Below are 23,063 nucleotides of genomic sequence, written 5' to 3'. Positions count from 1 at the left end.
ACGAAGGAAGGGTCGCGACTAAAGCGACCGTTTGCGATTGGAAGCGCATCGTTCGCGATTGATGCGGTTCACTTCGGTCACCACATCCTACAAACCGACTTGTAATCAAGAAACGAGAACGTAGGATGCGGTGAGGCACAAACCGCATCCTACAATCCGGGAACCACGCACACCTGCTCGCAGAGCGGCAAGCGTATTACGAATTCGCTGCCTTTGCCGAGCCCTTCGCTTTTGACTTCGACGTTTCCCCCGTGCATCTCGATGATTTTCTGAACGATCATCAAACCCAGTCCGAGCCCGCCTTGCGCTCGGTCCAGCGTTCTCGCGGCTTGGGTGAATGCATCGAAAAGATGGGGCAGTAATGCGCTGGAGATTCCTTCGCCGGTATCGCGGATGGAGATGATCGCTTCCCCGTTCTCGGCGACTGCGGCAAGCCAAATTCTGCCGCCTTCCGGCGTGTACTTGGCAGCATTGTCGAGAAGATTCGAAACGACTTGAACCAAGCGCACGTGGTCACCTTCGAGATACACCGGCTCTTCGGGCATCGCGACCGAAAGCGTGTGGTGTCTGGACTCGATCAGCGGCTGACTGGTTTCGACAGCCTGGTTGATGACCGTCACGAGATCGACCAGAGTGATTTGAAGCGTGAGTTTGCCTTGCACGATTCGCGACACATCCAACAGATCGCTCACCAAGCGAGCCAGATGATCGACTTGCCGGTCGACCACATCGCGCGCCCACCGCAGATTGGGATCGGGAGTATCCAGCTTGCGCATCAGATGAACCGCATTCCGGATAGGCGCCAGCGGATTCCGGAGTTCGTGTCCGAGCATGGCGATGAATTCGTTCTTTTGCCGGTCGGCATCGCGAAGCGCTTCCTCCGCCTGTTTACGGTCGGTAATGTCCCGCAACACCCCGATCATGCGCACCGGAGTGCCATGGGCGTCATAGTGGAAATCTCCGATCGACGAAACCCATCGAACCGAACCGTCCGGCCAGACAATGCGGAAATCGCAGTCATAGCGGGTGTGACCTTCCCTCGCCTCGTCGACGGTGGCCGCGACATGCGGCAAATCCTCCGGATGTATCCGATCGGAAATCATTCCTTCGTCCATCACCGTCTCCTTGGGCGGGTAGCCAAAAAGCGCGGCATGACGAGGATTCCCCACGACTTTCCGGCTGCCGAGATCCCAATCCCAGGTACCCATCTGCGCGGCATCGATCGCCAATCGGTACCGCTCCTCACTCTCCCGCAACGCCTGTTCCCGCTTGACGCTTTCGCTGATGTCCATAACCACCACCGCGGCGCCCGCGATGCGACCTGTAGCGTCGCGGATGGGTGCGGCGCTGTTGTGAACAATGGCCCGAACGCCGTCGAAACGTAGAATTTCCATCAGCTGCCCGACGACCGGCTCTCCTTTTTTCAAGACTTGCGCCGGGGCCCAATCCTCCGGCCGGACGCGCTCGTCGGTATCCACCCACCACGCTTTAAAGACGGCATAATCGCTGACCGACCGTACGGGCGGACACGGCCCGCCCCAAACCTGATCGACGGCTCGGTTGGTGCCGATGATGCCGCCTTGTGCGTCCAGGATGGCCACACCCACGGGCAAGGTTTCCATGATGGCTTCGAGCCGGCTGCGCTCGTTCACGACCTCGGTATGCGCCGCGTTCAGCGCCTGTTCGGCCCGCTGGCGCTCGACGATTTCCCGCTCGAGTCGTTCCTTTTGCCGCAGCACCTCGAGGAGCGCCTTTCGTTCTCCGCTACGCAGAAGCGAAACCATCAGGCTGAGCACAGCGCCCACGCTCAACAGCAGCAAGGTTCTGAGCCACTCCCTTTGTTCCACGATCTGCCATGAATGGAGAGGCTCGATCAAATAGAAGATACTCGCCAAGGTGCTCAACACGGTGGCAAAAAGTCCCGCCCTAAAGCTGCCGTACCAGGCCGCAAGCGCCACTCCGAGCAGGAAGAGAAGCAAAGGAGGCGATCCCATGAAAAGCGGCAGCAGGAAATACTGAACGATCACTATGGTTGCTGTCGCCAATGCCGCTACAACATAGCCGTTACTCAAAATCCGTCTGATTGGAAATCTGTGCAAGGAGGTAGCCCTTATTGATCCGAATCTCTTCGGATGAAATCGAAACCGTAAAATCGACTGCCGCGGAAAATACGATACCTTGACCGAAACCGCTATAACAAAACTGGGACATCGGTCAAAGGGTCCCGGTGCGGCGTCGTTTTCACCCTCTCCCAGAGGGAGAGGGTGAAAACTGCGCGATCGCCCGGCCGCGACGATAAGCCTGATTGAGATTGCCGTCCGCTTTGGGGTAACGTAGTTCCATGATTCTCGATCGATTTCACCCAGCTGTCTCGGCTTGGTTCCGGGACGCCTTCCCCGCGCCGACCGAATGCCAGACCGAAGCCTGGGACGCCATTAAATCCGGCCGGCATACGCTGATTGCCGCGCCCACCGGTTCCGGCAAAACCCTCGCGGCGTTTCTGGCCGCCATAGACGATCTGGTTAGGGAAGGCGAAGTCTTCGGTTTGCCGGAAGAAACCCGCGTGCTCTACATCTCGCCGCTCAAGGCGCTGAGCAACGATATCCACAAGAACCTCGAAGCGCCGCTGGACGGAATCAACACCAGGCTATTCGAACTCGGCTCGACAAACGTGGCGATTCGCTCCCAGGTCCGCACCGGCGACACCCCGGCACTCGCTCGGGCGGCTATGAACAAGCATCCGCCGCATATTCTGGTGACCACTCCCGAGTCGGTTTATATCCTTCTCACCAGCGAAGGCGGGAGGCGAATGCTGAAAACCGTTCGGACGGTGATCGTCGACGAAATCCATGCGGTGGTGGGCAGCAAGCGCGGATCGCACCTGGCCTTGTCGCTGGAACGGCTGGAACGACTGGTCGAGCACCGCCTCGCCCGCATCGGTCTCTCCGCAACCCAGAACCCCATCGAATCGGTCGCAAGCTTTCTGACCGGCGGGACCAATTGCCGCATCATCGATACCGGCCACCGGCGCCGACTCGACCTGGCCATCGAGCTGCCCGATTCGCCGCTGGAGGCGGTGCTCTCCCAGCAAGCGGCCAAGGAAATCTACGACCGCATGACGACCTTGATCGAGGCGCACAAGACCACGCTGATCTTCGTCAACACGCGCCGCATGGCGGAACGGGTGGCTCGCGCCCTGAGCGAACGGCTGGGCGAGGAACACGTCACCTCGCACCACGGCAGCCTGTCGCGGGAGCAGCGGCTTTCCGCCGAGCACCGGCTGAAAACGGGGAAGCTGAAAGCGCTGGTCGCCACCGCCTCCTTGGAACTCGGCATCGACGTGGGCGACGTGGACCTGGTTTGCCAACTGGGAACCACCGGCTCGATCTCCACCTTTCTGCAGCGAGTGGGCCGTTCCGGGCACTTTGCAGGAGGTCTGCCCAAGGGCCGGCTGTTCCCGGCCAGCCGGGACGATCTCATCGAATGCATCGCTCTGATCGATGCGATACGACGAGGCGATCTGGATCGCTTGATCATGCCGCAAAAGCCCGTGGATGTCCTGGCTCAGCAGATCGTCGCAATGGTGGCCGCGGCGGACTGGTCGGAGGACGAGCTTTACCGCACCGTGTGCCGCGCGTTTCCCTACCGCGAACTGAGCCGGCAAGAGTTCGACGAAATCGTCAAGATGCTGGCGGAGGGCTTCAGTACCCGGCGCGGGCCGCGCGGCGCCTATTTGCACCGGGACGGCATCCACAAGCGCTTGCGGGCCCGGAGAGGCGCGAGACTCACCGCCGTGACCTGCGGCGGGGCGATTCCGGACAACGCCGAATACCGCGTGATCCTGGAACCCTCCGGGGAATTCATCGGCACCGTGGACGAAGATTTCGCCATCGAAAGCCTGGCCGGCGACATTTTCCAGCTCGGCAACGCGAGCTGGCGGGTCTTGCGGCTCGAAGCCGGCACCTTGCGCGTGGAGGATGCCCGACATCAGCCGCCCAATATCCCGTTCTGGTTCGGCGAAGCGCCAGGGCGGACTCATGAGCTGTCTTACGCGGTGGCGCGGCTCCGGCGGGAAATCGAGGAGCGCTTGGAAAGGCCGTTCGATACAGGCTTTGTAGGCCCGGATAAGAACCTGAATCTACCCGCCGCCAATGCCTTTCTCGAAAAGGAGGTCGGCGTGTCGTCGCTGGCCGCAGTGCAGGCCGTCAACTACCTGGCCGCGGCCAAGCTGGCCCTAAGCACACTGCCCACCTTGGACACCCTGGTGTTCGAACGTTTCTTCGACGAATCGGGCGGCATGCAGTTCATCATTCACGCGCCCTACGGCAGCCGGGTCAATCGCGGCTGGGGACTCGCCCTGCGCAAGCGCTTCTGCCGTACCTTCAACTTCGAGCTGCAAGCCGCCGCCACCGAGAACGCCATCATCCTGTCACTGGGCGTCTCGCAAAGCTTTCCGCTGGAGGACGTCACGCGTTTCCTGAACGCCAACACCGTGCGCGATTTGTTGGTGCAGGCGCTGCTCGCGGCCCCGATGTTCAACGTGCGCTGGCGCTGGAACGCCGTCTGCTCGCTCGCGCTCAAGCGCTTTCAGGGCGGCCGTAAGACGCCCCCCTATCTCCTCCGCATGCAGGCGGAAGACCTCGTCACCTGCGTGTTTCCCGACCAGCTCGCGTGCTTCGAGAACATCGTCGGCGACCGGGAGGTGCCCGATCATCCGCTGGTCAACCAGACCGTGCACGATTGCCTGACCGAAGCCATGGACATCGACCGGTTGATCGAGGTGATCGGCGGGATCGAAAGCGGCGCGATCCGCGTGGTGTGCCGCGATCTGACCGAACCCTCGCCGCTCGCCGCCGAAATCGTCAATTCCAAGGTCTACAGCTTTCTGGACGGAGCTCCCCTGGAAGAGCGCCGGACCCGCGCGGTGGCCAGCCGCCGCTGGCTCGATCCTTCCGAAGCCGCGGACCTCGGACGTCTCGACCAGGCGGCCATCGACCGGGTGCGGCAGGAAGCCTGGCCCGAGGCCTCCAACGCCGACGAGCTGCACGACGCCTTGCAGATGCTGGGCTTTCTCCAGCAATCCGAAGCGGAAATCGGCTGGGAAGCATTCTTTCGGGAGTTGAAGCTGCAAGGGCGCGTGGCGGAATTGCATGTAGCGAGCGGCAACATTCTTTGGATTGCGGCCGAGCGCTTGCCGCAATTCCAGGCGGTGTATGCGCAGGCCGATGGCTCCTCGTCGGCTGGCATCGGTTATGCGGCACAACTGCCGCCGGAGTATCTGGAGCAAACCTGGACGCCGGAAGACGCGCTGAAGGAAATCGTCCGCGCGCGCATCGACTGCACCGGGCCGGTCACGGCGGCGGAACTGGCGGAAGCCATGGCTCTTCCCGTCGGCCGCGTCGAGTATGCTCTCCTGGCGCTGCAGAACGAAGGCTTCGTCCTGCGCGGGTCGTATACGCCAGGAGCCGGCACGGAAGAATGGTGCGAAAGGCGCCTTCTGGCGCGCATCCACCGCTACACCATCAACCGTCTGCGCCAGGAAATCGAACCGGTGCCCAGCGCCGATTTCATGCGTTTCCTGTTCCGCTGGCAGCACGTGCATCCCGAAAACCGCATGCAGGGCGCGCAAGCCCTCGCGGCGGTCCTGGCCCAACTGGAAGGCTTCGAGGCGGCCGCGGTTGCCTGGGAAGGCGATGTGCTGCCGGCGCGAATTGCCGATTACGACCCGGCCTGGCTCGACGCCCTGTGTCTTTCGGGCAAGATTGTCTGGACCCGGCTTTCCGCCGCCAAAGGCGGCCAAGGGCCCGTCAAATCCTCGCCCATGGCGCTCATAGCCCGGCGTCATCTATCGTACTGGCGGCAGTTCGCCGTTCAAAGCGAGTCAACCGAGCTGTCGCCCGCCGCACGGCACGTAGCGGATATCCTGAAAACCCGCGGCGCTCTCTTTTTCGAAGAACTGGCGCAGTGGACAGGTCTACTGCCGACCCAGCTGGAAAACACGCTGGCGGAACTGGTGGCGCGCGGGTGGGTCGCCTCGGACAGTTTCATGGGGCTGCGCGCCCTGCTGATCCCCGAGCAAAAAAAGCAGCGCTATCGGGGACTTTCCTTCGGAATGGCGGAAGCCGGGCGCTGGACGCTCGTGCAGCCGCCCTTGCTACTCGACGAGAACGCATCCGAGTCGGCCGATCAGGAAGCCGTCGAGCATATCGCCGGCACACTGCTCAAGCGCTATGGCGTCGTGTTTCGGGCGCTGTTGGCCCGCGAGACCGTCGCGCCGCCCTGGCAGGATCTCCTACGCATTTACCGGCGTCTGGAAGCGCGCGGCGAAATACGCGGAGGACGCTTCGTGGCCGGCCATTTCGGCGAGCAGTTCGCCCTGCCCGAAGCCGTGGAAGCCCTGCGCGCGGTGCGCAAGGAGAAAGACACCGAAACCTTGGTCACGCTCAGCGCCGTCGATCCGCTGAATCTCGTCGGCATCGTCACGCCCGGCGCGAAAATCCCCGCGCTCCCGGGCAATCGCGTGCTGTTCCGGGACGGCATCCCGACAGCCCTGCACGCCGGCAAGGAAACACAATTCCTGGTTTCGGTGGAAAAACACCGGGAGTGGGAGTTCAAGAACCGGCTGACGCAAAGGACCGTCCCACCGCAGCTGCGGGCTTATCTCGGCTCGGCGTCATAGGATATGGCCGAACTCCATTGCCTCAGCAATTACAGCTTCCTGCGCGGCGCCTCGCACCCGGAAGAGCTGGTCGAAACGGCAGCCCGCCTCGGCTATACCGCACTGGCGCTGACCGACGAATGCTCCCTGGGCGGAGTGGTAAAAGCTCATCTGGAGGCGCGCCGTCACGGCTTGAAGCTGATCGTCGGCAGCGAATTCCGATTGGAAGGATCGGTTCGACGCTCCAATCGCAAACGACCTGGCCGGGAGCGCCGGCCAGCCCCTTCCCCGGACGACCGTTTGCGATTGGAAGACGGGCTCAAGCTGGTGCTGCTGGCCACCGATCGGGAAGGCTACGCGCAGCTTTCCGGCCTCATCACCGCAGCCCGGATGAATGCGCCCAAAGGCCATTACCGGCTGGACCGCCTCATACTGGAACGACACCCGCTGGACCATTGCCTGGCGCTATGGCTGCCGGGCGAAACGCCGCAACCGGAACAAGGCGTCTGGCTTAAGGAGCGTTTTTCCGGCCGTCTTTGGATCGGCGTGGAGCTGTTCCTGAGCGGAACGGACCGGGAACGGCTGAATCGCCTTTGCCGGCTCGGCAGCGATCTGGGACTGCCTTTGGTGGCCTGCAACGATGTGCACATGCACAGCCCGGAACGGCAGCCTCTGCAAGACACGCTCACCGCCATTCGCCTGAACCGGCCGCTTTCCGAGCTCGGCTACGCGCTGTTCCCGAACGGCGAGCGTCATCTCCGCCCGCTGTCCCGCCTGGCCCGGCTCTATCCCCCGGAGCTGCTGGCGGAAGCCGTGCGCATCGCCGAACGATGCCGGTTTTCGCTCGATGAACTCCGCTACGAATATCCGGCCGAACTGGTACCGGAAGGCCATACACCAAAGAGTTGGCTGCGTCATTTGACCGAGGAAGGTGTCAGGCGCCGCTGGCCTGACGGCGCTCCCGACAAGGTGCGGCGGCAAATCGAACACGAACTCTCTTTGATCGCCGATCTCGCCTATGAGCCCTATTTCCTCACCATTCAAGACATCGTCCGCTTCGCCCGCGAGCAGAGCATTCTCTGCCAGGGTCGCGGTTCGGCCGCCAACTCGGCGGTCTGCTATTGCCTAGGCATCACCGAAGTCGATCCGGGGCGTCTCGATCTTTTGTTCGAGCGCTTCATCTCCCGTGAGCGGAACGAACCGCCCGACATCGACGTGGATTTCGAGCACGAGCGGCGCGAGGAAGTCATCCAATACATCTACCGCAAATACGGCCGGCAGCGCGCCGCCCTGGCCGCCAGCGTCATCACTTACCGGACCCGCAGCGCGGTGCGCGACGTGGCCAAGGCGTTAGGCTTCAGCCGCGAGCAGATCGACCATCTGGCCGGAGCCGCCCATTTTTTGAGCGGCGACGGTGTGGATACCGAACGCCTCCAAGCCGCCGGCTTCGACCCTAAGAATCCGAAACTCCGCCTGCTCGCCGGATTGGTCCGGCAATTGCGCGGCTTTCCGCGCCATCTGTCGCAACACACCGGCGGCTTCGTCATCGCGGCGGACGCCTTGCCGCGCTTGGTGCCGGTGGAAAACGCGGCGATGCCTGAACGCACCGTGATTCAATGGGACAAGGACGATCTGGAAGCGCTCGGCCTGCTCAAGGTGGACGTTCTCGCCTTAGGCATGCTGACCGCCATCCGCAAGGCGCTCGATTATGTGAGCAACTGGCGCGGTGAAGCACTGAGCCTGGACCGCATTCCGGCGGAAGATCCGGCGGTCTACGCCATGCTGCAACGGGCCGACAGCCTTGGGGTGTTTCAGGTGGAATCCCGCGCCCAAATGGCCATGCTGCCCCGCTTGAAACCTGAAAACTACTACGACCTGGTCATCCAGGTGGCGATCGTGCGCCCCGGCCCCATTCAGGGCGATATGGTCCACCCTTATCTGGCGCGGCGCAGCGGCCGGGAACCGGTCACTTATCCCGGTCCCGACGTGAAAAAAGTGCTCGAGCGCACCCTGGGCGTCCCCATCTTCCAGGAACAAGTCATGCAGATCGCCATGGTGGCCGCCGGTTTCAGCGCCGGCGAGGCGGACCAGCTCCGCCGCGCGATGGCGGCCTGGCACCGGCGCGGCGGTTTGGAAAAATTCGAAAGCCGTCTGATCGAAGGCATGCGCGAACGCGGCTACAGCGCCGAGTTCGCGGAGCAGATCTACCGGCAGATTCAGGGTTTCGGCGAATACGGCTTTCCGGAATCGCATTCCGCCAGCTTCGCCTTATTGGTATATGTTTCGGCCTGGCTGAAATGCCATCATCCCGCTGCTTTCACTTGCGCGCTGCTCAACAGCCAGCCCATGGGCTTTTACGCTCCCGCCCAGCTCGTTCAGGATGCGCGCCGTCACGGCGTGGATGTCCGCCCAGTCGACGTGCGGTACAGCGATTACGATTGCACACTCGAAGGGTCGCCCCCCGAACCATCCGCCCTCCGCCTCGGCCTGCGCCTGATGAAAGGTTTGTCGCGGCAAGGCGCCGAAGGCATCGTCGCCGCCCGGCTGGAGAAGCCCTTTGCCGATGCCGCCGACCTGATCGCCCGCGCAAAACTCGACCGCCGTGATTCCGAAGCATTGGCCGCGGCCGATGCCTTGCACGGACTCGCCGGCCACCGGCATCGCGCGTTTTGGGACATGAGCGCGCACGAACGCCCCACGCCGCTGTTCGGCCAGCCGGCGTTCGACGAGGGCGAGCCCTTGCTGCGTCCGCCCCGCGAGGGCGAAAACATCGTCGCCGATTACGCGTCCACCGGACTCACCCTGCGCCGCCATCCCTTGACTCTGCTGCGTTCCCGGCTCGCCGCACGGCGCCTGCTCAGTGCCGAGGAATTGCGCGCACTGGGCCACGGATGCTTCGCGCGCACCGCCGGCCTTGTCATCTGCCGGCAGCGCCCGATGACCGCTTCCGGCGTCATCTTTCTCACCCTCGAAGACGAAACCGGCCAGACCAATGTCATCGTCTGGCCCAGCCTGGTCCAGCGGCAGCGCCACATCGTTCTGCAAGCGGAACTCCTCGCCGTGCACGGCACGGTGCAGGAAGAAGACGACGTGTTGCACCTCGTTGCCGGCCGGCTGGAAGACTTGAGCCACTGGCTGGGTAACTTGAGCGTGCCCTGCCGGGATTTTCATTAGCCGGCTGAATCTGCGACTTTCGTGCTATCGTAGACGATCCATTTTCCCGTCTCTTCGAGCACCTCATGAACCCACGAATCGCGACCCTGATCGAAAACATCCAAGCGCTCGAAGAGGAACTCGAAGCCGAACTGGCCAAACATAGGGAAGAATTCCGGATCAAGCTCCGCAACGGCAGGATCGATTATGCCCACGAACTGTTGCGGGAGCACCGCAGACTCAAGGCGAGCCTGACCAAGTACATCGTCAGGGCCAACCCGCTCACGCTGCTCACCACGCCGATCATTTACTCATTGATCGTCCCTTTCGTCCTTCTGGATCTGGCCGTCACGCTATACCAGGCGGTTTGCTTCCCGATTTACGGCATTCCTAAGGTAAAACGCGGCGATTACCTGGTCTTCGACCGAGGACGATTGGCTTATCTGAATCTGATCGAAAAACTCAATTGCGCGTACTGTTCCTACGGTAACGGCCTTCTCGCGTACGTCCGCGAGATTGCCGCCCGCACCGAACTGCACTGGTGTCCCATCAAACACGCGCGCCGCATCAAATCGCCCCACTCCTCATACGGCCGGTTTCTCGATTACGGCGACGCCGAGACTTATCGGCGAGAGATAGAAAAAACGAGAAGAAATTTCGGCAACGAAAAATCCGATCAGCCGTAGCCAGTCAATCGGACCGGCCGCCACCTCGAGAATCTATAGACATTCCTCATTAACCACCCGATCCTCGATTGTTAGAATGCTTGTTTCATCGCCCACTGCTGAAAATTTGCATTTGAAATCCTTACATCTCGTACTCGCCTTGTTAGCTGTTATTCTCCCCGGTACCAGCCACTCGAAGGCCGAATCGGGCGTACATGAGGCCGTCCGGCGTCTTGAAGACGAATGGGCGGAGATTTTTTACCGCCTGCCGCCATCCGAACATGCAGAGAAGTTCAAAGGCCTTCTGGCCAGGGTTCATGCCGTGTCCGAGCAGTACCCCAAAGAAGCCGATCCGCTGGTTCTGGAGGCCATCGTCCTCTGCACCTACGCCGCTGCGGATGTCGGTTTGAGCTCGCTGAGCAGGGTCAGCGAGGCCCGGGAACTGCTCATCAAGGCGATAGACATCGATCCCCGAGCCATGGAAGGATCGGCTTATATCACCCTCGGCAATCTTTACTACCGGCTTCCCGGCTGGCCGATTTCGTTCGGAGACGACGATTCGGCCCGTCAATATCTGGAAGCGGCTTTGAAGCTATATCCGAACGCCCTGGATTCGAATTATTTTTACGGCGACTTTTTGTTGCAGCAGGGCGAGTATGACAAGGCCCTGCCTTATTTGGAAAAAGCCGAGAAAGCACCGATTCGGCCTTACATGTTGCTTTCCGATGCCAAATTGAAGGAAGAAGTCCGTGAGGCACTGATAGCCGCACGCGAAAAGCGGGACGAGCACGGGGATTTCTTCCAGAGCTTTTTGACGTCGTTTTTCGGTAACGATGCTAAAAAGCCCTGAAACGATCATGTCCCGAGGCCTGACCCACTCCATCATCGTTAAGACTGTCTTATGTCCGACAACTCCGATTTTCTGCAGCGCTTGCCCGAACCGCTCAAACAGCCGGTAGCCTCGGCTTGGGCCGCGTTTTCCGCAAACTCGGCGCACCTCGGAATCGAACTCGACGAGTTTCCGGACAAGATCAAAGGCTCTCTGGGTCCGGTCTGGGCCGCGAGCCCTTTCGTCGCCGAACAATGCGCCCGCCGGCCGGAGGTCCTGAAAGACTTATTGGAATCGGGCCGGCTGGTGAACTCGACCGACGAGGAAACCTGTCGCGGCGACCTGCGACAGCTCCTGGAAGGCGTAGCTACCGAAACGGAGTTGATGGCCGTTCTGCGCCGCTTCCGTAACCGGGAAATGGTGCGCATCGCCTGGCGCGACATTGCCGGCTGGGCAAGCCTCTCGGAAACCCTCCGGGATTTATCCGCGCTCGCCGACGTGTGTGTACAGGAAAGCCTGGACTTTCTTTTTCGCCAAGCCTGCGCCGCCAAGGGAACGCCGGTCAACAAGCAAGGCCGGCCGCAATCGCTGGTCGTGCTGGGTATGGGCAAGCTCGGCGCCTTCGAGCTGAATTTCTCGTCCGACATCGATCTGATTTTCGCCTATCGGGACGACGGGGTTCTGGCGGACAAGCGCGAAACCAGCTACTGCGAGTTTTACACCAAGCTGGCGCGCAATCTGGTCAAGGTGTTGGACACCCAGACCGAGGACGGCTTCATCTTCCGCGTCGACCTGCGCTTGCGCCCGTTCGGCGACTCGGGCCCCCTGGTTCAGAACTTCTATGCCTTGGAAGCGTACTACCAAAGCCAGGCGCGCGAGTGGGAACGCTACGCCATGGTCAAGGTGCGCCCCATCGCCGGCGATATCGAAGCCGGACGCGAACTTCAGGAATTTCTCAAGCCTTTCGTCTATCGGCGTTATCTCGATTACCGAACGCTCGGCGAATTGCGCGAATTGAAGCAGAAAATCTCGCTGGAACTGCAACGCAAGGACCGCCAGGAAAACATCAAGCTCGGCCCGGGCGGCATTCGGGAAATCGAGTTCATCGGCCAGGCATTTCAACTGATCCGCGGCGGACGCGAGAAACGCCTGCAGGAGCGCCGCATCCAGGTCGTACTGGAAACCCTGGCCGATCTGGGCTTGCTACCCAAACCCACGGTCGAAAAACTACAGAAAGCCTACCGCTTTCTCCGCGCGGTGGAAAACCGGCTGCAACAATACGCCGACAGGCAAACTCACGATCTTCCCGCCGACCCGGTCCAGCGGCTCAGCCTGGCTTTCGCGATGGGCTTCTCCGACTGGGAAACGTTCAAGACGCGCATCGACACCGTCCGCCGCGAAGTGCACGAGGTATTCGAACAAGTCGTCGCACCGGTTAAAGCCGAGGCTCGCGAAACGTTCGCATTGAGCGGAGACCGCGAACAGATTTACATGGCATTGCGGAATCTCGGCTGGCCTACACCAGAATCCGGCGCAAAACTCATCGAGACTTTCCAGGCATCGCATGCGATCAGAAATCTCACTCCGAGAGGCGCGTCGGAACTCACCCGTCTCATGCCGATGCTGCTTCGCGCCACGGCCTCGACCGAACAGCCCGAGAGCACCTTGGAACGGCTTTTCGCGCTGTTGGAGGCCATCGCCAGCCGCAACGTCTACCTGACTCTTCTGGCGGAAAATCCGCAAGCCCTGTCGCAACTCGTCAAGCTGGCGGCGGGAAGCCCCTGGATCACCAACTATATCGCCCAGCACCCGCTGCTTTTGGACGAATTGCTGGATCCGCGCGCGCTTTACACGCCGCTGTCGAAGGCGGAACTGGAACGGGAACTGAGCCGGAAGCTCGACTCGATCGATCCCGAGGATCTCGAACAAATCCTGATCGGCCTGCGCCAGTTCAAGCAAAGCAGCATCTTGAGAGTCGCGGCAGCCGATTTCGTCGGCGCCATTCCGATCATGGTGGTCAGCGACTATCTCACCTATATCGCCGAAGTGCTGGTGAACGAAGTCATGCGACAAGCTTGGCGACTGACGGCCGCGCGGCACGGCGTTCCTCCCGGCGCAAGCGTCGACCAAGTCGGCGGTTTCGGCGTGATCGCCTACGGCAAAATGGGCGGGCTGGAACTCGGCTACGGATCGGATCTGGATCTGGTCTTCCTCTATGACGGCGTCGACAGCGCTCTCACCAATGGCGAGCGGCCGGTCACCACCGCCGAGTTTTTCGCGCGGATGGGCAAGCGCATCATTCATCTTTTGACGGCGAATACCCCCGCGGGCATTCTCTACGAGGTGGATTTGCGGCTTCGGCCGTCCGGAAGTTCCGGCCTTCTGGTCAGCAGTGTCGACGCATACGACACCTATCAAATGGATAACGCCTGGACTTGGGAGCAGCAGGCGCTGGTCAAGGCCCGGTTCGTCGCCGGAGATCCTGAAATCGGCGAACGGTTCGGCACTATCCGCGAGAAGTCTCTGTGCCGGGGGCGGGATACCGAAACCCTACGGACCGAAATTCGCGAAATGCGCGAAAAAATGCGCGCCAATCTGGCGGCAAAAGACCCCGACGTGTTCGATTTGAAGCAAGGTTTCGGCGGTATCGTCGATATCGAGTTTATAGTACAATTCGGGGTTCTTTCGCGTGCTCACGATTGCAATAAACTGACCGAGTGGACCGACGTGGTACGCCTACTGGACTCTCTCACGAAGGCCGGTTTTTTAAGTTCTGACGATGCCGGACTATTAGGGCAGGCCTATTGCCTTTTCCGTGAACGTACCCACCGGCTTGCGCTGCTTGAAGTGCCCGCGCTGGTTCCGGCCCATGAACATTTCGAACTGCGTTCCCGCGTGCAGCAGATTTGGCGGAACGTGATGGAACGCTAAGCTTTTCAATTCACTGGTAATTTCGGAGAACGACTGATGGCGATGGATGACAGAGACGGCGTCATCTGGCTCGACGGCGAGTGGCTGCCCTGGCGAGACGCAAAGGCTCACGTGCTGACCCATACCCTACATTACGGCTGCGGCGTATTCGAGGGTCTTCGGGCTTACAAGACCGACCGGGGCGCGGCGATCTTCCGCCTGCGCGACCACACCGACCGACTGTTCCGCTCCGCCCACATCATGAACATGAAGATTCCTTTCGACAAGGACATCCTCGACCGGGCGCAATGCGAAGCCGTAAGCCGGAACGGCCTGTCCAGCGCCTACATCCGGCCGATGTGCTTCTACGGTTCCGAAGGCATGGGCCTGCACGCCAAGGGGCTCAATGTACATGTCATGATCGCCGCCTGGGAATGGGGCAGTTACCTCGGCGCCGAAAACATGGCGCGCGGCATCAAGGTCCGCACCTCGTCCTATACCCGCAACTCCGTCAACAGCGTCATGTGCAAGGCCAAGGCGAACGGCAACTATCTGAATTCGATCCTGGCCGTTCAGGAAGCCGTGGAAGCGGGCTGCGACGAAGCCTTGTTGCTCGATCACGAGGGTTACGTAGCCGAAGGCAGCGGCGAGAACATCTTCATCGTGCGCCGCGGCAAGCTCTATACGCCGGACCTGACCTCGGCGCTGGAAGGCATCACCCGCGAAACCGTCTTCACCATCGCCCGGGAGAACGGGCTGGAAGTTGTCGAAAAGCGGATTACCCGCGATGAAGTCTATGTCGCGGACGAGGCTTTCTTCACCGGTACAGCCGCCGAAGTAACCCCCATCCGGGAAGTGGACGGGCGGACCATCGGCGAAGGCGGACGCGGACCGATCACGGAAAAGCTGCAAACCCTGTATTTCGATTACGTGCACGGCCGCCGTAACGACCATCAGGAGTGGCTCAGCTACGTGGGCTGATCAACCCTCAGCCGTACTTCGGGGCGGGATTTTCCCGCCCTACCCCACTTTGCTAACTAGGCAACTGCTCACCCCAATAAAGCCCGTAGGATGTGCTGAACGAAGTGAAGCACCCTTCGACCGGGCTCAGGACAGGCATCGTTCGCGATTGATACGGGTCATGCCGTACATCCGTGTGCGGCACCCTGCGGGCGGCTCCGCCTCGTTCAACCCGGCAACTGCCCACCCAGATAGAGCCCGTATCTGAGCAACACCGCGCCTTGCAGCAGAAAATCGAGCGGCGCTTCGATCAGATTTGCCCACCCTTCCGTTTCAAACACCCCGTCCAATCGGCGCCCTAGACGTTCGCCGAACTCTCGCGCCAAGAAATGCGAACCGATCGACAAGGCGATGAGTCCGAGAAGCATCGAAGCAGGCGGAAAATACTTCATCGACACCTCCGGATACCGCCAGTGCAACAGCACGGCGCCGAGGACAGTGATCTGAAGCGATGTCACCATGCCTCTGTATTTGCCGAGCACCGGCAGCCAGGGCAAAAAGACCGCCAGCACGAAAGCCAGATTGAACAGATCCGAGATCGGCCTGGCTCCGGCATGGAGATTTCGAACGAAATCCGGCTCCCCGGCGCGTCCGAACTGGTGAGGGTATACGAGAAGGATAAATCCGAGGGCGAGTACGGCATGAACGAACGGCGGTCCGACCCGCGCGGTGATTTCGCGGCTTAGCGGAATGCCCTCCAGTCTAAGTTGCAGCTTGTCGAGCAGAATAAACATCGGCACATGCAACAAGGCCGCGGTCAGTAAGGGTAGCCAGTAGTTCGGCTGGGAAATCGCCCACAAAAAATCCATAGACCTCTCTCGCAACAAAAAGGGGCTGTTAAACAGCCCCTTAATCAGCCGGCATTCTTTATTAGCGCAGCAGCAAGAAGAACGAGCCGTTCCCCCGTTGGAGATTGAGCAGCAACTCGCCGCTGCCGTTTGCGGCGGCCTTGAGCTCCTTCAGATTGCCCACCGGCTGGCGATTGGCCATGACGATGACGTCGCCGGGGCGCAAACCGGCCTGGAAAGCATAGGAGGCGGTATGGATCTTTTCCACGCGCACGCCTCGCACCGCTTCGTTCGGCTCGGTATTGGCGAGCAAGGTACCGGAAAGCTTCGGATGGATTTTCTTGCCTTCCTCCCGTGTGATCTTGGGCTCGGCAATCTTCGCTTCACGGACCATGGTTTCACCTTTGTGCAGAACTTCGATCGAGACTTTGTCGCCGATCTGCTGCAAACCGATGGCGTTTCGGACGTCCATGCTGTTCCTCACGTGGTGGTCGTTGATCGCCAGCACGATGTCGCCCGGCTCCAGCTTGGCCTTGGCAGCGGGGGAATCGGGCTGGACGCCGGTAATGACGGCGCCTTGGGTTTGGGTAAGGCCAAAAGCTTGCGCCAATTCAGGGGTCAAGTCCTGAACCGTTACGCCGAGCAAACCGCGCCGAATTTCACCATGCTCGATCAGGGCGGTCATGATACTGGTCGCCATATTGGCGGGAATGGCAAAGCCGATACCCACATTGCCTCCGCTGGGCGCCAGGATGGCGGTATTGATGCCGATCAGCTCTCCGCGCAGATTGACGAGCGCGCCACCCGAGTTGCCGGGGTTGATCGAGGCATCGGTTTGGATAAAGTCCTCATAACCTTCGATACCGAGCCCGGAACGGCCGAGCGCGCTGATAATGCCGGAAGTTACCGTTTGCCCCAATCCGAACGGATTGCCGATGGCCACGACGAAATCGCCTACCTGCAATCGACTGGAATCGGCGATCGGAAGCTCACTCAGGTTCTGCGGCTCGACCTTGATCACGGCGATGTCCGATTCCGGATCGGCCCCGATCAATTTTGCGTTGAGATGACGACCGTCATTGAGCGTCACCGTGATCTCATCGGCTTTATCGATGACGTGATTGTTGGTGAGGATGTAGCCGCGTCGCGCATCGACGATCACGCCCGAGCCCAAGCTGGAGGTTTCGCGGCGGCGGGGTTGATTCGGGATATCGAAAAAATAGCGGAAAAACGGATCGCGCAACAAGGGATGCTCGGCTTCTTGAATTTGCGTACGCGTCGAAATATTCACCACAGCCGGCATCGCCTTCTTCAGCATAGGCGAAAGGCTAGGCAGGGGTTGGCCATCCACGCTGGTCGGCCAGGCCGCATACGCTGCATTCAGAAATAACAGCAGACCGGCCAAAAAAAGCGGAAGCAATCGACGGTTATCGCTCATTCGTTATACCTCGGTCGTTTCAAGAAGATTGAATGGCCCGGATCCTTGGCCAACGATAATTGATAGACATCACAAAGTGCTTACGGAGGGATGGTCTATTATATGGAAGCGTAGGAAAACCGAACAACAATGCTATCGGCTCGGATGCCGGAAACGATCGATGCTCGAAGTCCACAAATTCGAATACTCTAGCAACACGAACATGCCCCCTGCCTTGAGCGCCTCTGATGCACAGGAATTGCGCCGCCTGATTCCACTGAATACGCTCTCGGATAGCCGATTCGAGCAGCTCTGCTCACAGATCCGAATCGATGAGGCGCCGAAAGGCTCCATTCTCTTTCGACAAGGAGAAACGAAGAACGAGTTCGTGTACCTGTTGAGCGGCACGATATCGCTGCAGGCAGGGGGAGTCGAAATGGATTCGATCAGTGGCGGCACGGATACGGCCCGATTCGCCCTGGCCCACCAGATTCCGCGCAAAGTTTCGGCTGTTGCGAACGATACCGTCAGATACGTCAGGATCAAACCGGAAATCATAAACCAACAGGAGGAACTCAACCGAGACGTGCCTACATACAAGGTCAGCGACATTCCGGAGGAACCCACGCGCGACTGGATGACAGCGCTGCTCAAGTCGCCGCTCTTTCAGCGCCTGTCTCCGGCGAACATTCAGGCCATTCTTCGCAGTCTCGAAGAAATTGAAGTCAAAGCGGGCGATGTCATTTGCCGTCAAGGCGACCCCGGCGACTTTTATTACATCATCAAGAAAGGACGCTGCGCCCTGACCCGCAAGCCGTCGCGGCTCGCCAAAGAGATCAAGCTGGCCACGCTAAAAATCAGCGATACCTTCGGCGAGGATTCCCTCATTTCCGGAGACCCGCGCAATGTGACGGTCACTATGGTGACCGACGGCATTTTGCTGAGACTGGACAAAGCCAGTTTTATCAAGCTCCTTAAGGAACCGGTGATATCTCATGTCGACTTCGAAACCGCCCAAAGAATGGCCAGTCGCGATGCGGTATGGCTGGATGTCCGAGCGCCGGATGTCTACGAGCAGGGCCGCTTGCCGGGAAGCCTTAATATTCCGTTCTTTTCACTGCGGGTGATGCTTCCCACCCTGAACCGGCAAGGCAAATACCTTTTGGTTTGCGAAGACGGACGGCTCAGCGAGGCTTCCGCTTTCCTGCTAATCCGGTACGGCTTCGAGGCTCACGTGCTGGCCGGCGGTATCGGCAACGTGCCACGGGATCACTTGGTCGTCGAAGCGACAAAATGGTCTCCCTCCCGCTCGTCGACCGCCCCAACGTACTCGGCATCTCAGCCGGGGCAGTCCGATTTGACAACATTCGAAATGGACACTGACATCGCCCAGGATTCAACTCGACAAGAAGGGCTATTGTCCGGTCTGTATGAGACGGTGGACTACGAAGGCGGCCGAACCGAAGATTCGGAAGAAACCCGAACCACTCTCGATACTGCCCCGCTTGCGGAGCCAGCGTCTCGGGAGAGCGAATCGCTCGGTCCAATTTCTTCAATGGACCATGCACCGACATTGGATGCGCTACTCTCCTCTGAGCGGAAGAAAAACCGGGATTCGGAAGACCAGTCGGCCGCATTGCAGCGCCGGCTGCGGGAACTCGAAGCAACAATACAAGAAGGTCTTTTACGGGAGCGGGATCTCGCAGAGCGTTTGGCGGCATCCGAAAACACGGCCGCAGAAGCGGTTTCTCGAACCCATGCGTTGGAAAAGCAGTTGACCAAAGCCGGCGATATTGTTTCGTCTGTCGCATCCGTCACAGAAAAGTATCAGCAGGCTGAAGAGCGATTGCTAAAGGCCAAGGGAGAGATCGACTCTTTGAAGGCAGAACTCGAAAAGGCTCGCGAACTGGCAAGCGATCGAGAAGCCGCGCTACTATCCTTGCGCGAAAATTATGAGCTCCTCTTGGCGGAACATGCCAAAAATGCCGGAGCTCGAAAAAATCCCGAGTTGGACACCGTGCGCCGCCAGCATGGCGACGAACTGATGGCGCTGCAAGCCAGACTGCGTGACATGGAGGAGGAAGGCAACCAGCTCAGAGAGGCACTTCAATCGGCCCGGACCCGGCTGGCCGTTATGGAATCCGCCGCGTCCGCAGCGCAAGCGGGCAATGAGGATCAGAAGAAGAAACTACACTTCGAATTCGCCGTCACATTCCCGGTAACCCTCGTGATAACGTTGTTGCTGACGGCGCTTGTCTTTGGCGGGCTATTCGGCACGGCATCCGGCCGAAAATTCCTCAGCCGCTTGCTGACGCAAACCAGTCAGGCATCCCCCGAACGTATCCCGCCCAACCCGATGTCCTCCGCGCCGATGCAGGGTTCATAAGCTCTCGCCGATATGGCAGAAAAAGGTTTTCAGATATTCGGTCTCTGGAATCGCGGGATGCACGGGATGATCGGGCGCCTGTCCACCGCGTCCGAAGAAGACCAGATGGCGATCCAAACTTCTCGCCGTCGCCCGCAAAAGATCGTGCAGAGTCTCCCGCTGCAAGTGAAATGAACAGGATGCGGATACCAGTATGCCGCCCGGAGCCAATACCTGGATCGCGCCTTGATTCAGCCGCCGGTACGCTTCTACGCCTTGGCCGACATCTTTCTTGCGCTTGATCAGAGCCGGAGGGTCGAGCACGATCACGTCGTAGCGCAGCCGTTCCTCCCTTGCCCGCTTCAAAAATTCGAACACATCGTCCTTGACGAACTGCATTTTCTCCATAACACCATTGAGCCGGCTATTCTCGGCCGCCAAGGCCAAAGCGGCCTCCGAGCCGTCCACGCAGTCGACCCTTCCCGCTCCGGCGAGCGCCGCCTGCACGCCCCACGCCCCGCTGTATGAAAAAAGGTCCAGTACGCGCAGACCGCGTGAAAGCTTCGCCAACACGGCCCGGCTCTCGCGATGATCGAAAAACCAGCCGGTTTTTTGGCCGCCGACCGGATCAACCTGAAATCGTGCGCCGTTTTCTTCGATTTCGATTGCCTCCTCCAGAGCACCTTTGACGATGCGCGTGTAAGTCTCGAGTCCTTCCAAGGCTCTGAGGCTGGACGTGTTTTTCAAGACAATGGCGCTCGGGCCGAACAAAGCCTCGATCGCAGCCGCCAGAGGTTCCTGAAGCTTCTCCATGCCGGCCGTATTCGTCTGAATGACGAACACATCGCCGAAACGATCGACCACCGCCCCGGGGATCCCGTCGCTTTCGCCGTATACCAGCCGGTAAAAAGGCTTGGAAAACACCCGTTCTCGTAATTGCAGGGCGCGCTTCAAGCGCTGTTCAAAGAAGGCCTGATCGATCTCCGCGTGCACGTCCCGAGTCAAAAGACGGGCGCATATCAGCGACGCCGGGTTGACGTAGGCGATGCCCAAGACTTGCCCGCGTGAACTCTCCACGATAGCCAAATCACCCGCCCCGAAAATCTTGAGCGGCGTCGCCGAGATATCCACCTCGTTGCTGAAAATCCACGAATGGCCCCCGCGCAGGCGTCGTTCTTCATTTTTCTTGAGGCGTATCGAAGGTAACTGGCTCATAACTGTCGCTGAAAATAAAAAATAGTTCGCCATTATCTCGCACGATTCCATCCTTTGCAGAATCTAAAAAACCGAGCGCCCGCTTCGGCCGGCGGCCGCGGCGAGCCGGATGGTGTACAATGGCGGTTTTCTCTAAGCAGGCAATTTTGTGGAACAGTTTCACGGCACTACCATCGTGTCCGTCCGCCGCGGCGACAAAGTGGTCATCGGCGGCGACGGCCAGGTGACTATGGGCAACACCGTCATGAAAGGTAATGCCCGCAAGGTCCGCCGGCTCTATCACGGCCGCGTGCTCGCGGGTTTTGCCGGCGCAACCGCCGATGCGTTCACCTTATTCGAGCGCTTCGAAGGCCAATTGGAAAAGCAGCGCGGCAACCTGACCAAAGCGGCGGTCGAATTGGTGAAGGACTGGCGCACCGACCGAATGCTGCGCCGGCTGGAAGCCTTGCTTGCCGTCGCCGATTCGAAAGCATCCTTGATCATTTCCGGCAACGGCGACGTCATCGAACCGGAAAACGGCCTCATCGCGATCGGGTCCGGAGGGCCCTTCGCCCAGGCAGCCGCCCGCGCACTGTTGGAAAATACCGAATTGGGCGCTGTCGACATCGTCGAAAAGTCGCTGCAAATTGCCGCCGATATCTGCATTTATACCAACCGCAATCTGGTTATCGAAGAACTGGACATGCAACGGGAACTGCACGAACACCCATGACGCACATGACTCCCCGAGAAATCGTCCACGAATTGGACAAACACATCGTCGGTCAAGCCGCCGCCAAACGCGCGGTCGCCATAGCCTTGCGCAACCGTTGGCGGCGTATGCAAATCGAACCCGCGCTCCGCGAAGAGATCACGCCCAAGAATATCCTCATGATCGGTCCGACCGGCGTCGGCAAGACCGAAATCGCCCGCCGCCTCGCGCGGCTTGCCAACGCGCCGTTCATCAAGGTGGAAGCGACCAAGTTCACCGAGGTCGGCTACGTCGGACGCGATGTGGAATCCATCGTTCGCGACCTAGTCGATGCCGCGGTAAAAATGACGCGCCAAACCGAGATGGCGAAGGTACGAACCCATGCCGAAGAATCGGCCGAAGAACGGATTTTGAACGCTTTGCTGCCCGGCGGCTCGGGCTGGGGCGGAGAAGGACAGGCCCCGGAATCGGCGACACGCCAGAAATTCCGGCAAAAGCTCCGTAACGGCGAACTCGATGAAAAAGAAATCGAGATCGAAGTCAGCGCCGCACCGATCGGCGTGGAAATCATGGCGCCGCCCGGCATGGAAGAAATGAGCAATCAGCTCCAGAGCCTGTTCCAGAACCTGCACACCGGACGCACGCGCACTCGCAAGTTGCGGGTCAAGGATGCGCTCAAGCTCCTTCGCGAGGAAGAGTCGGCCAAGATGATCAACGAGGAGGACATCAAGTTGCGCGCCGTAGAGTCGGTGGAGCAAAACGGCATCGTATTCATCGACGAGATCGACAAGATCTGCAAGCGCGGCGAGTACGGAGGCCCGGATGTTTCGCGCGAAGGCGTGCAGCGCGACCTGCTGCCCTTGGTGGAAGGTTCCACCGTGAGCACCAAATACGGCATGGTCCGGACCGATCACATCCTGTTCGTCGCCTCCGGCGCATTCCATCTGTCGAAGCCCTCCGACCTCATTCCGGAGCTTCAGGGGCGATTGCCCATTCGGGTGGAGCTGAACGCACTGACCGTGGAGGATTTCATCCGCATCCTGACCGAACCGGCCAGTTCCTTGACCGAACAGTACGCCGCGTTGCTCGCCACCGAAGGCGTCGAACTGGAGTTCACTCAGGACGGCATCGCCCGGATCGCCGAGATTAGCTGGGAAGTGAACGAGCGCACCGAGAATATCGGCGCCCGACGGCTGCACACCGTATTGGAAAGGCTTCTGGAAACGATCTCCTACGAAGCGCCGGATCATGCCGGAAAGTCCGTGGTCATCGACGCCCAGTATGTCGACCGGTATTTGTCCGAGCTGGCCCAGGACGAAGACCTGAGCCGCTATATCCTTTAACCGGCAGTC

At 60.1% G+C, this 23,063-nt stretch carries 14 protein-coding genes; 9 read left to right on the top strand and 5 right to left on the bottom strand.

Translation table 11 applies throughout. The annotated features are described in order from the left end of the window. Positions 1–149: 149 nt before the first annotated feature. Positions 150–2,072, bottom strand: coding sequence for an ATP-binding protein (locus tag ACWJJK_RS05970; protein ID WP_156880408.1), 1,923 nt, complete (start codon positions 2,070–2,072; stop codon positions 150–152). A 269-nt stretch (positions 2,073–2,341) separates the two neighbouring features. On the opposite strand from ACWJJK_RS05970, the gene ACWJJK_RS05965 reads away from it, so the two are divergent. The 6 genes from ACWJJK_RS05965 (at position 2,342) to ACWJJK_RS05940 (ending at position 15,196) form a co-directional block, all read left to right on the top strand. Further along, positions 2,342–6,679, top strand: a complete 4,338-nt coding sequence (locus tag ACWJJK_RS05965) for a DEAD/DEAH box helicase (protein WP_454128752.1) — start codon at positions 2,342–2,344, stop codon at positions 6,677–6,679. 3 nt (positions 6,680–6,682) lie between these two features. Further along, the gene (locus tag ACWJJK_RS05960) at positions 6,683–9,832 is read left to right on the top strand and encodes an error-prone DNA polymerase (RefSeq protein ID WP_454128751.1); all 3,150 of its coding nucleotides are present in this window, start codon (positions 6,683–6,685) and stop codon (positions 9,830–9,832) included. Positions 9,833–9,897: 65 nt separating this feature from the next. Then, entirely contained in the window at positions 9,898–10,497 is a 600-nt protein-coding gene (locus ACWJJK_RS05955) for a hypothetical protein (protein WP_434150161.1), read from the top strand. A gap of 112 nt (positions 10,498–10,609) precedes the next feature. Beyond that, complete coding sequence (locus ACWJJK_RS05950) at positions 10,610–11,326, top strand: tetratricopeptide repeat protein (RefSeq protein WP_166642586.1); 717 nt, start codon at positions 10,610–10,612, stop codon at positions 11,324–11,326. 51 nt (positions 11,327–11,377) lie between these two features. Continuing rightward, on the top strand, positions 11,378–14,236 hold the full coding sequence (gene glnE / locus ACWJJK_RS05945; protein WP_454128750.1) for a bifunctional [glutamate--ammonia ligase]-adenylyl-L-tyrosine phosphorylase/[glutamate--ammonia-ligase] adenylyltransferase: 2,859 nt from the start codon (positions 11,378–11,380) through the stop codon (positions 14,234–14,236). 36 nt (positions 14,237–14,272) lie between these two features. Beyond that, positions 14,273–15,196, top strand: coding sequence for a branched-chain amino acid transaminase (locus ACWJJK_RS05940; protein WP_454128749.1), 924 nt, complete (start codon positions 14,273–14,275; stop codon positions 15,194–15,196). A gap of 206 nt (positions 15,197–15,402) precedes the next feature. Here ACWJJK_RS05940 and ACWJJK_RS05935 read toward each other — a convergent pair whose 3' ends face one another. Then, positions 15,403–16,044, bottom strand: coding sequence for a hypothetical protein (locus ACWJJK_RS05935; RefSeq protein WP_156880400.1), 642 nt, complete (start codon positions 16,042–16,044; stop codon positions 15,403–15,405). 61 nt (positions 16,045–16,105) lie between these two features. Then, positions 16,106–17,461 (bottom strand): DegQ family serine endoprotease, encoded by a 1,356-nt coding sequence (locus ACWJJK_RS05930; protein ID WP_086134564.1) that lies wholly within the window; start codon positions 17,459–17,461, stop codon positions 16,106–16,108. 160 nt (positions 17,462–17,621) lie between these two features. On the opposite strand from ACWJJK_RS05930, the gene ACWJJK_RS05925 reads away from it, so the two are divergent. Further along, entirely contained in the window at positions 17,622–19,826 is a 2,205-nt protein-coding gene (locus ACWJJK_RS05925; RefSeq protein WP_454128748.1) for a cyclic nucleotide-binding domain-containing protein, read from the top strand. Here the strand turns inward: ACWJJK_RS05925 and ACWJJK_RS05920 are convergent. Beyond that, on the bottom strand, positions 19,821–21,020 hold the full coding sequence (locus tag ACWJJK_RS05920) for a class I SAM-dependent rRNA methyltransferase (RefSeq protein ID WP_077728855.1): 1,200 nt from the start codon (positions 21,018–21,020) through the stop codon (positions 19,821–19,823). The two genes, ACWJJK_RS05925 and ACWJJK_RS05920, sit on opposite strands and share 6 nt — an antisense overlap. Further along, the gene (locus tag ACWJJK_RS05915) at positions 20,983–21,183 is read right to left on the bottom strand and encodes a hypothetical protein (protein ID WP_133717771.1); all 201 of its coding nucleotides are present in this window, start codon (positions 21,181–21,183) and stop codon (positions 20,983–20,985) included. The genes ACWJJK_RS05920 and ACWJJK_RS05915 overlap by 38 nt, the downstream gene beginning before the upstream one ends. Here ACWJJK_RS05915 and hslV point away from each other — a divergent pair. Together hslV and hslU are read left to right on the top strand one after the other, a co-directional pair. Then, complete coding sequence (hslV, locus tag ACWJJK_RS05910) at positions 21,169–21,732, top strand: ATP-dependent protease subunit HslV (protein WP_077728854.1); 564 nt, start codon at positions 21,169–21,171, stop codon at positions 21,730–21,732. The genes ACWJJK_RS05915 and hslV overlap by 15 nt on opposite strands. Next, positions 21,729–23,054 (top strand): ATP-dependent protease ATPase subunit HslU, encoded by a 1,326-nt coding sequence (gene hslU / locus ACWJJK_RS05905; protein WP_077728853.1) that lies wholly within the window; start codon positions 21,729–21,731, stop codon positions 23,052–23,054. Before hslV ends, hslU begins: the two co-directional genes overlap by 4 nt. Positions 23,055–23,063 lie beyond the last annotated feature (9 nt).

This window comes from Methylocaldum gracile (assembly GCF_053646815.1).
Note: the sequence above shows the minus strand (reverse complement) of the source record. Positions and strands in the feature narration are given on the sequence as shown.

Excerpts from the sequence above, each read along its gene's own strand:
- ACWJJK_RS05965 (WP_454128752.1), top strand. The coding sequence starts at position 2,342 with ATGATTCTCGATCGATTTCACCCAGCTGTCTCGGCTTGGTTCCGGGAC.
- ACWJJK_RS05960 (WP_454128751.1), top strand. The coding sequence starts at position 6,683 with ATGGCCGAACTCCATTGCCTCAGCAATTACAGCTTCCTGCGCGGCGCC.
- ACWJJK_RS05955 (WP_434150161.1), top strand. The coding sequence starts at position 9,898 with ATGAACCCACGAATCGCGACCCTGATCGAAAACATCCAAGCGCTCGAA.
- glnE (WP_454128750.1), top strand. The coding sequence starts at position 11,378 with ATGTCCGACAACTCCGATTTTCTGCAGCGCTTGCCCGAACCGCTCAAA.
- ACWJJK_RS05940 (WP_454128749.1), top strand. The coding sequence starts at position 14,273 with ATGGCGATGGATGACAGAGACGGCGTCATCTGGCTCGACGGCGAGTGG.
- ACWJJK_RS05935 (WP_156880400.1), bottom strand. The coding sequence starts at position 16,044 with ATGGATTTTTTGTGGGCGATTTCCCAGCCGAACTACTGGCTACCCTTA.
- ACWJJK_RS05930 (WP_086134564.1), bottom strand. The coding sequence starts at position 17,461 with ATGAGCGATAACCGTCGATTGCTTCCGCTTTTTTTGGCCGGTCTGCTG.
- ACWJJK_RS05925 (WP_454128748.1), top strand. The coding sequence starts at position 17,622 with ATGCTCGAAGTCCACAAATTCGAATACTCTAGCAACACGAACATGCCC.
- ACWJJK_RS05920 (WP_077728855.1), bottom strand. The coding sequence starts at position 21,020 with ATGAGCCAGTTACCTTCGATACGCCTCAAGAAAAATGAAGAACGACGC.
- hslU (WP_077728853.1), top strand. The coding sequence starts at position 21,729 with ATGACGCACATGACTCCCCGAGAAATCGTCCACGAATTGGACAAACAC.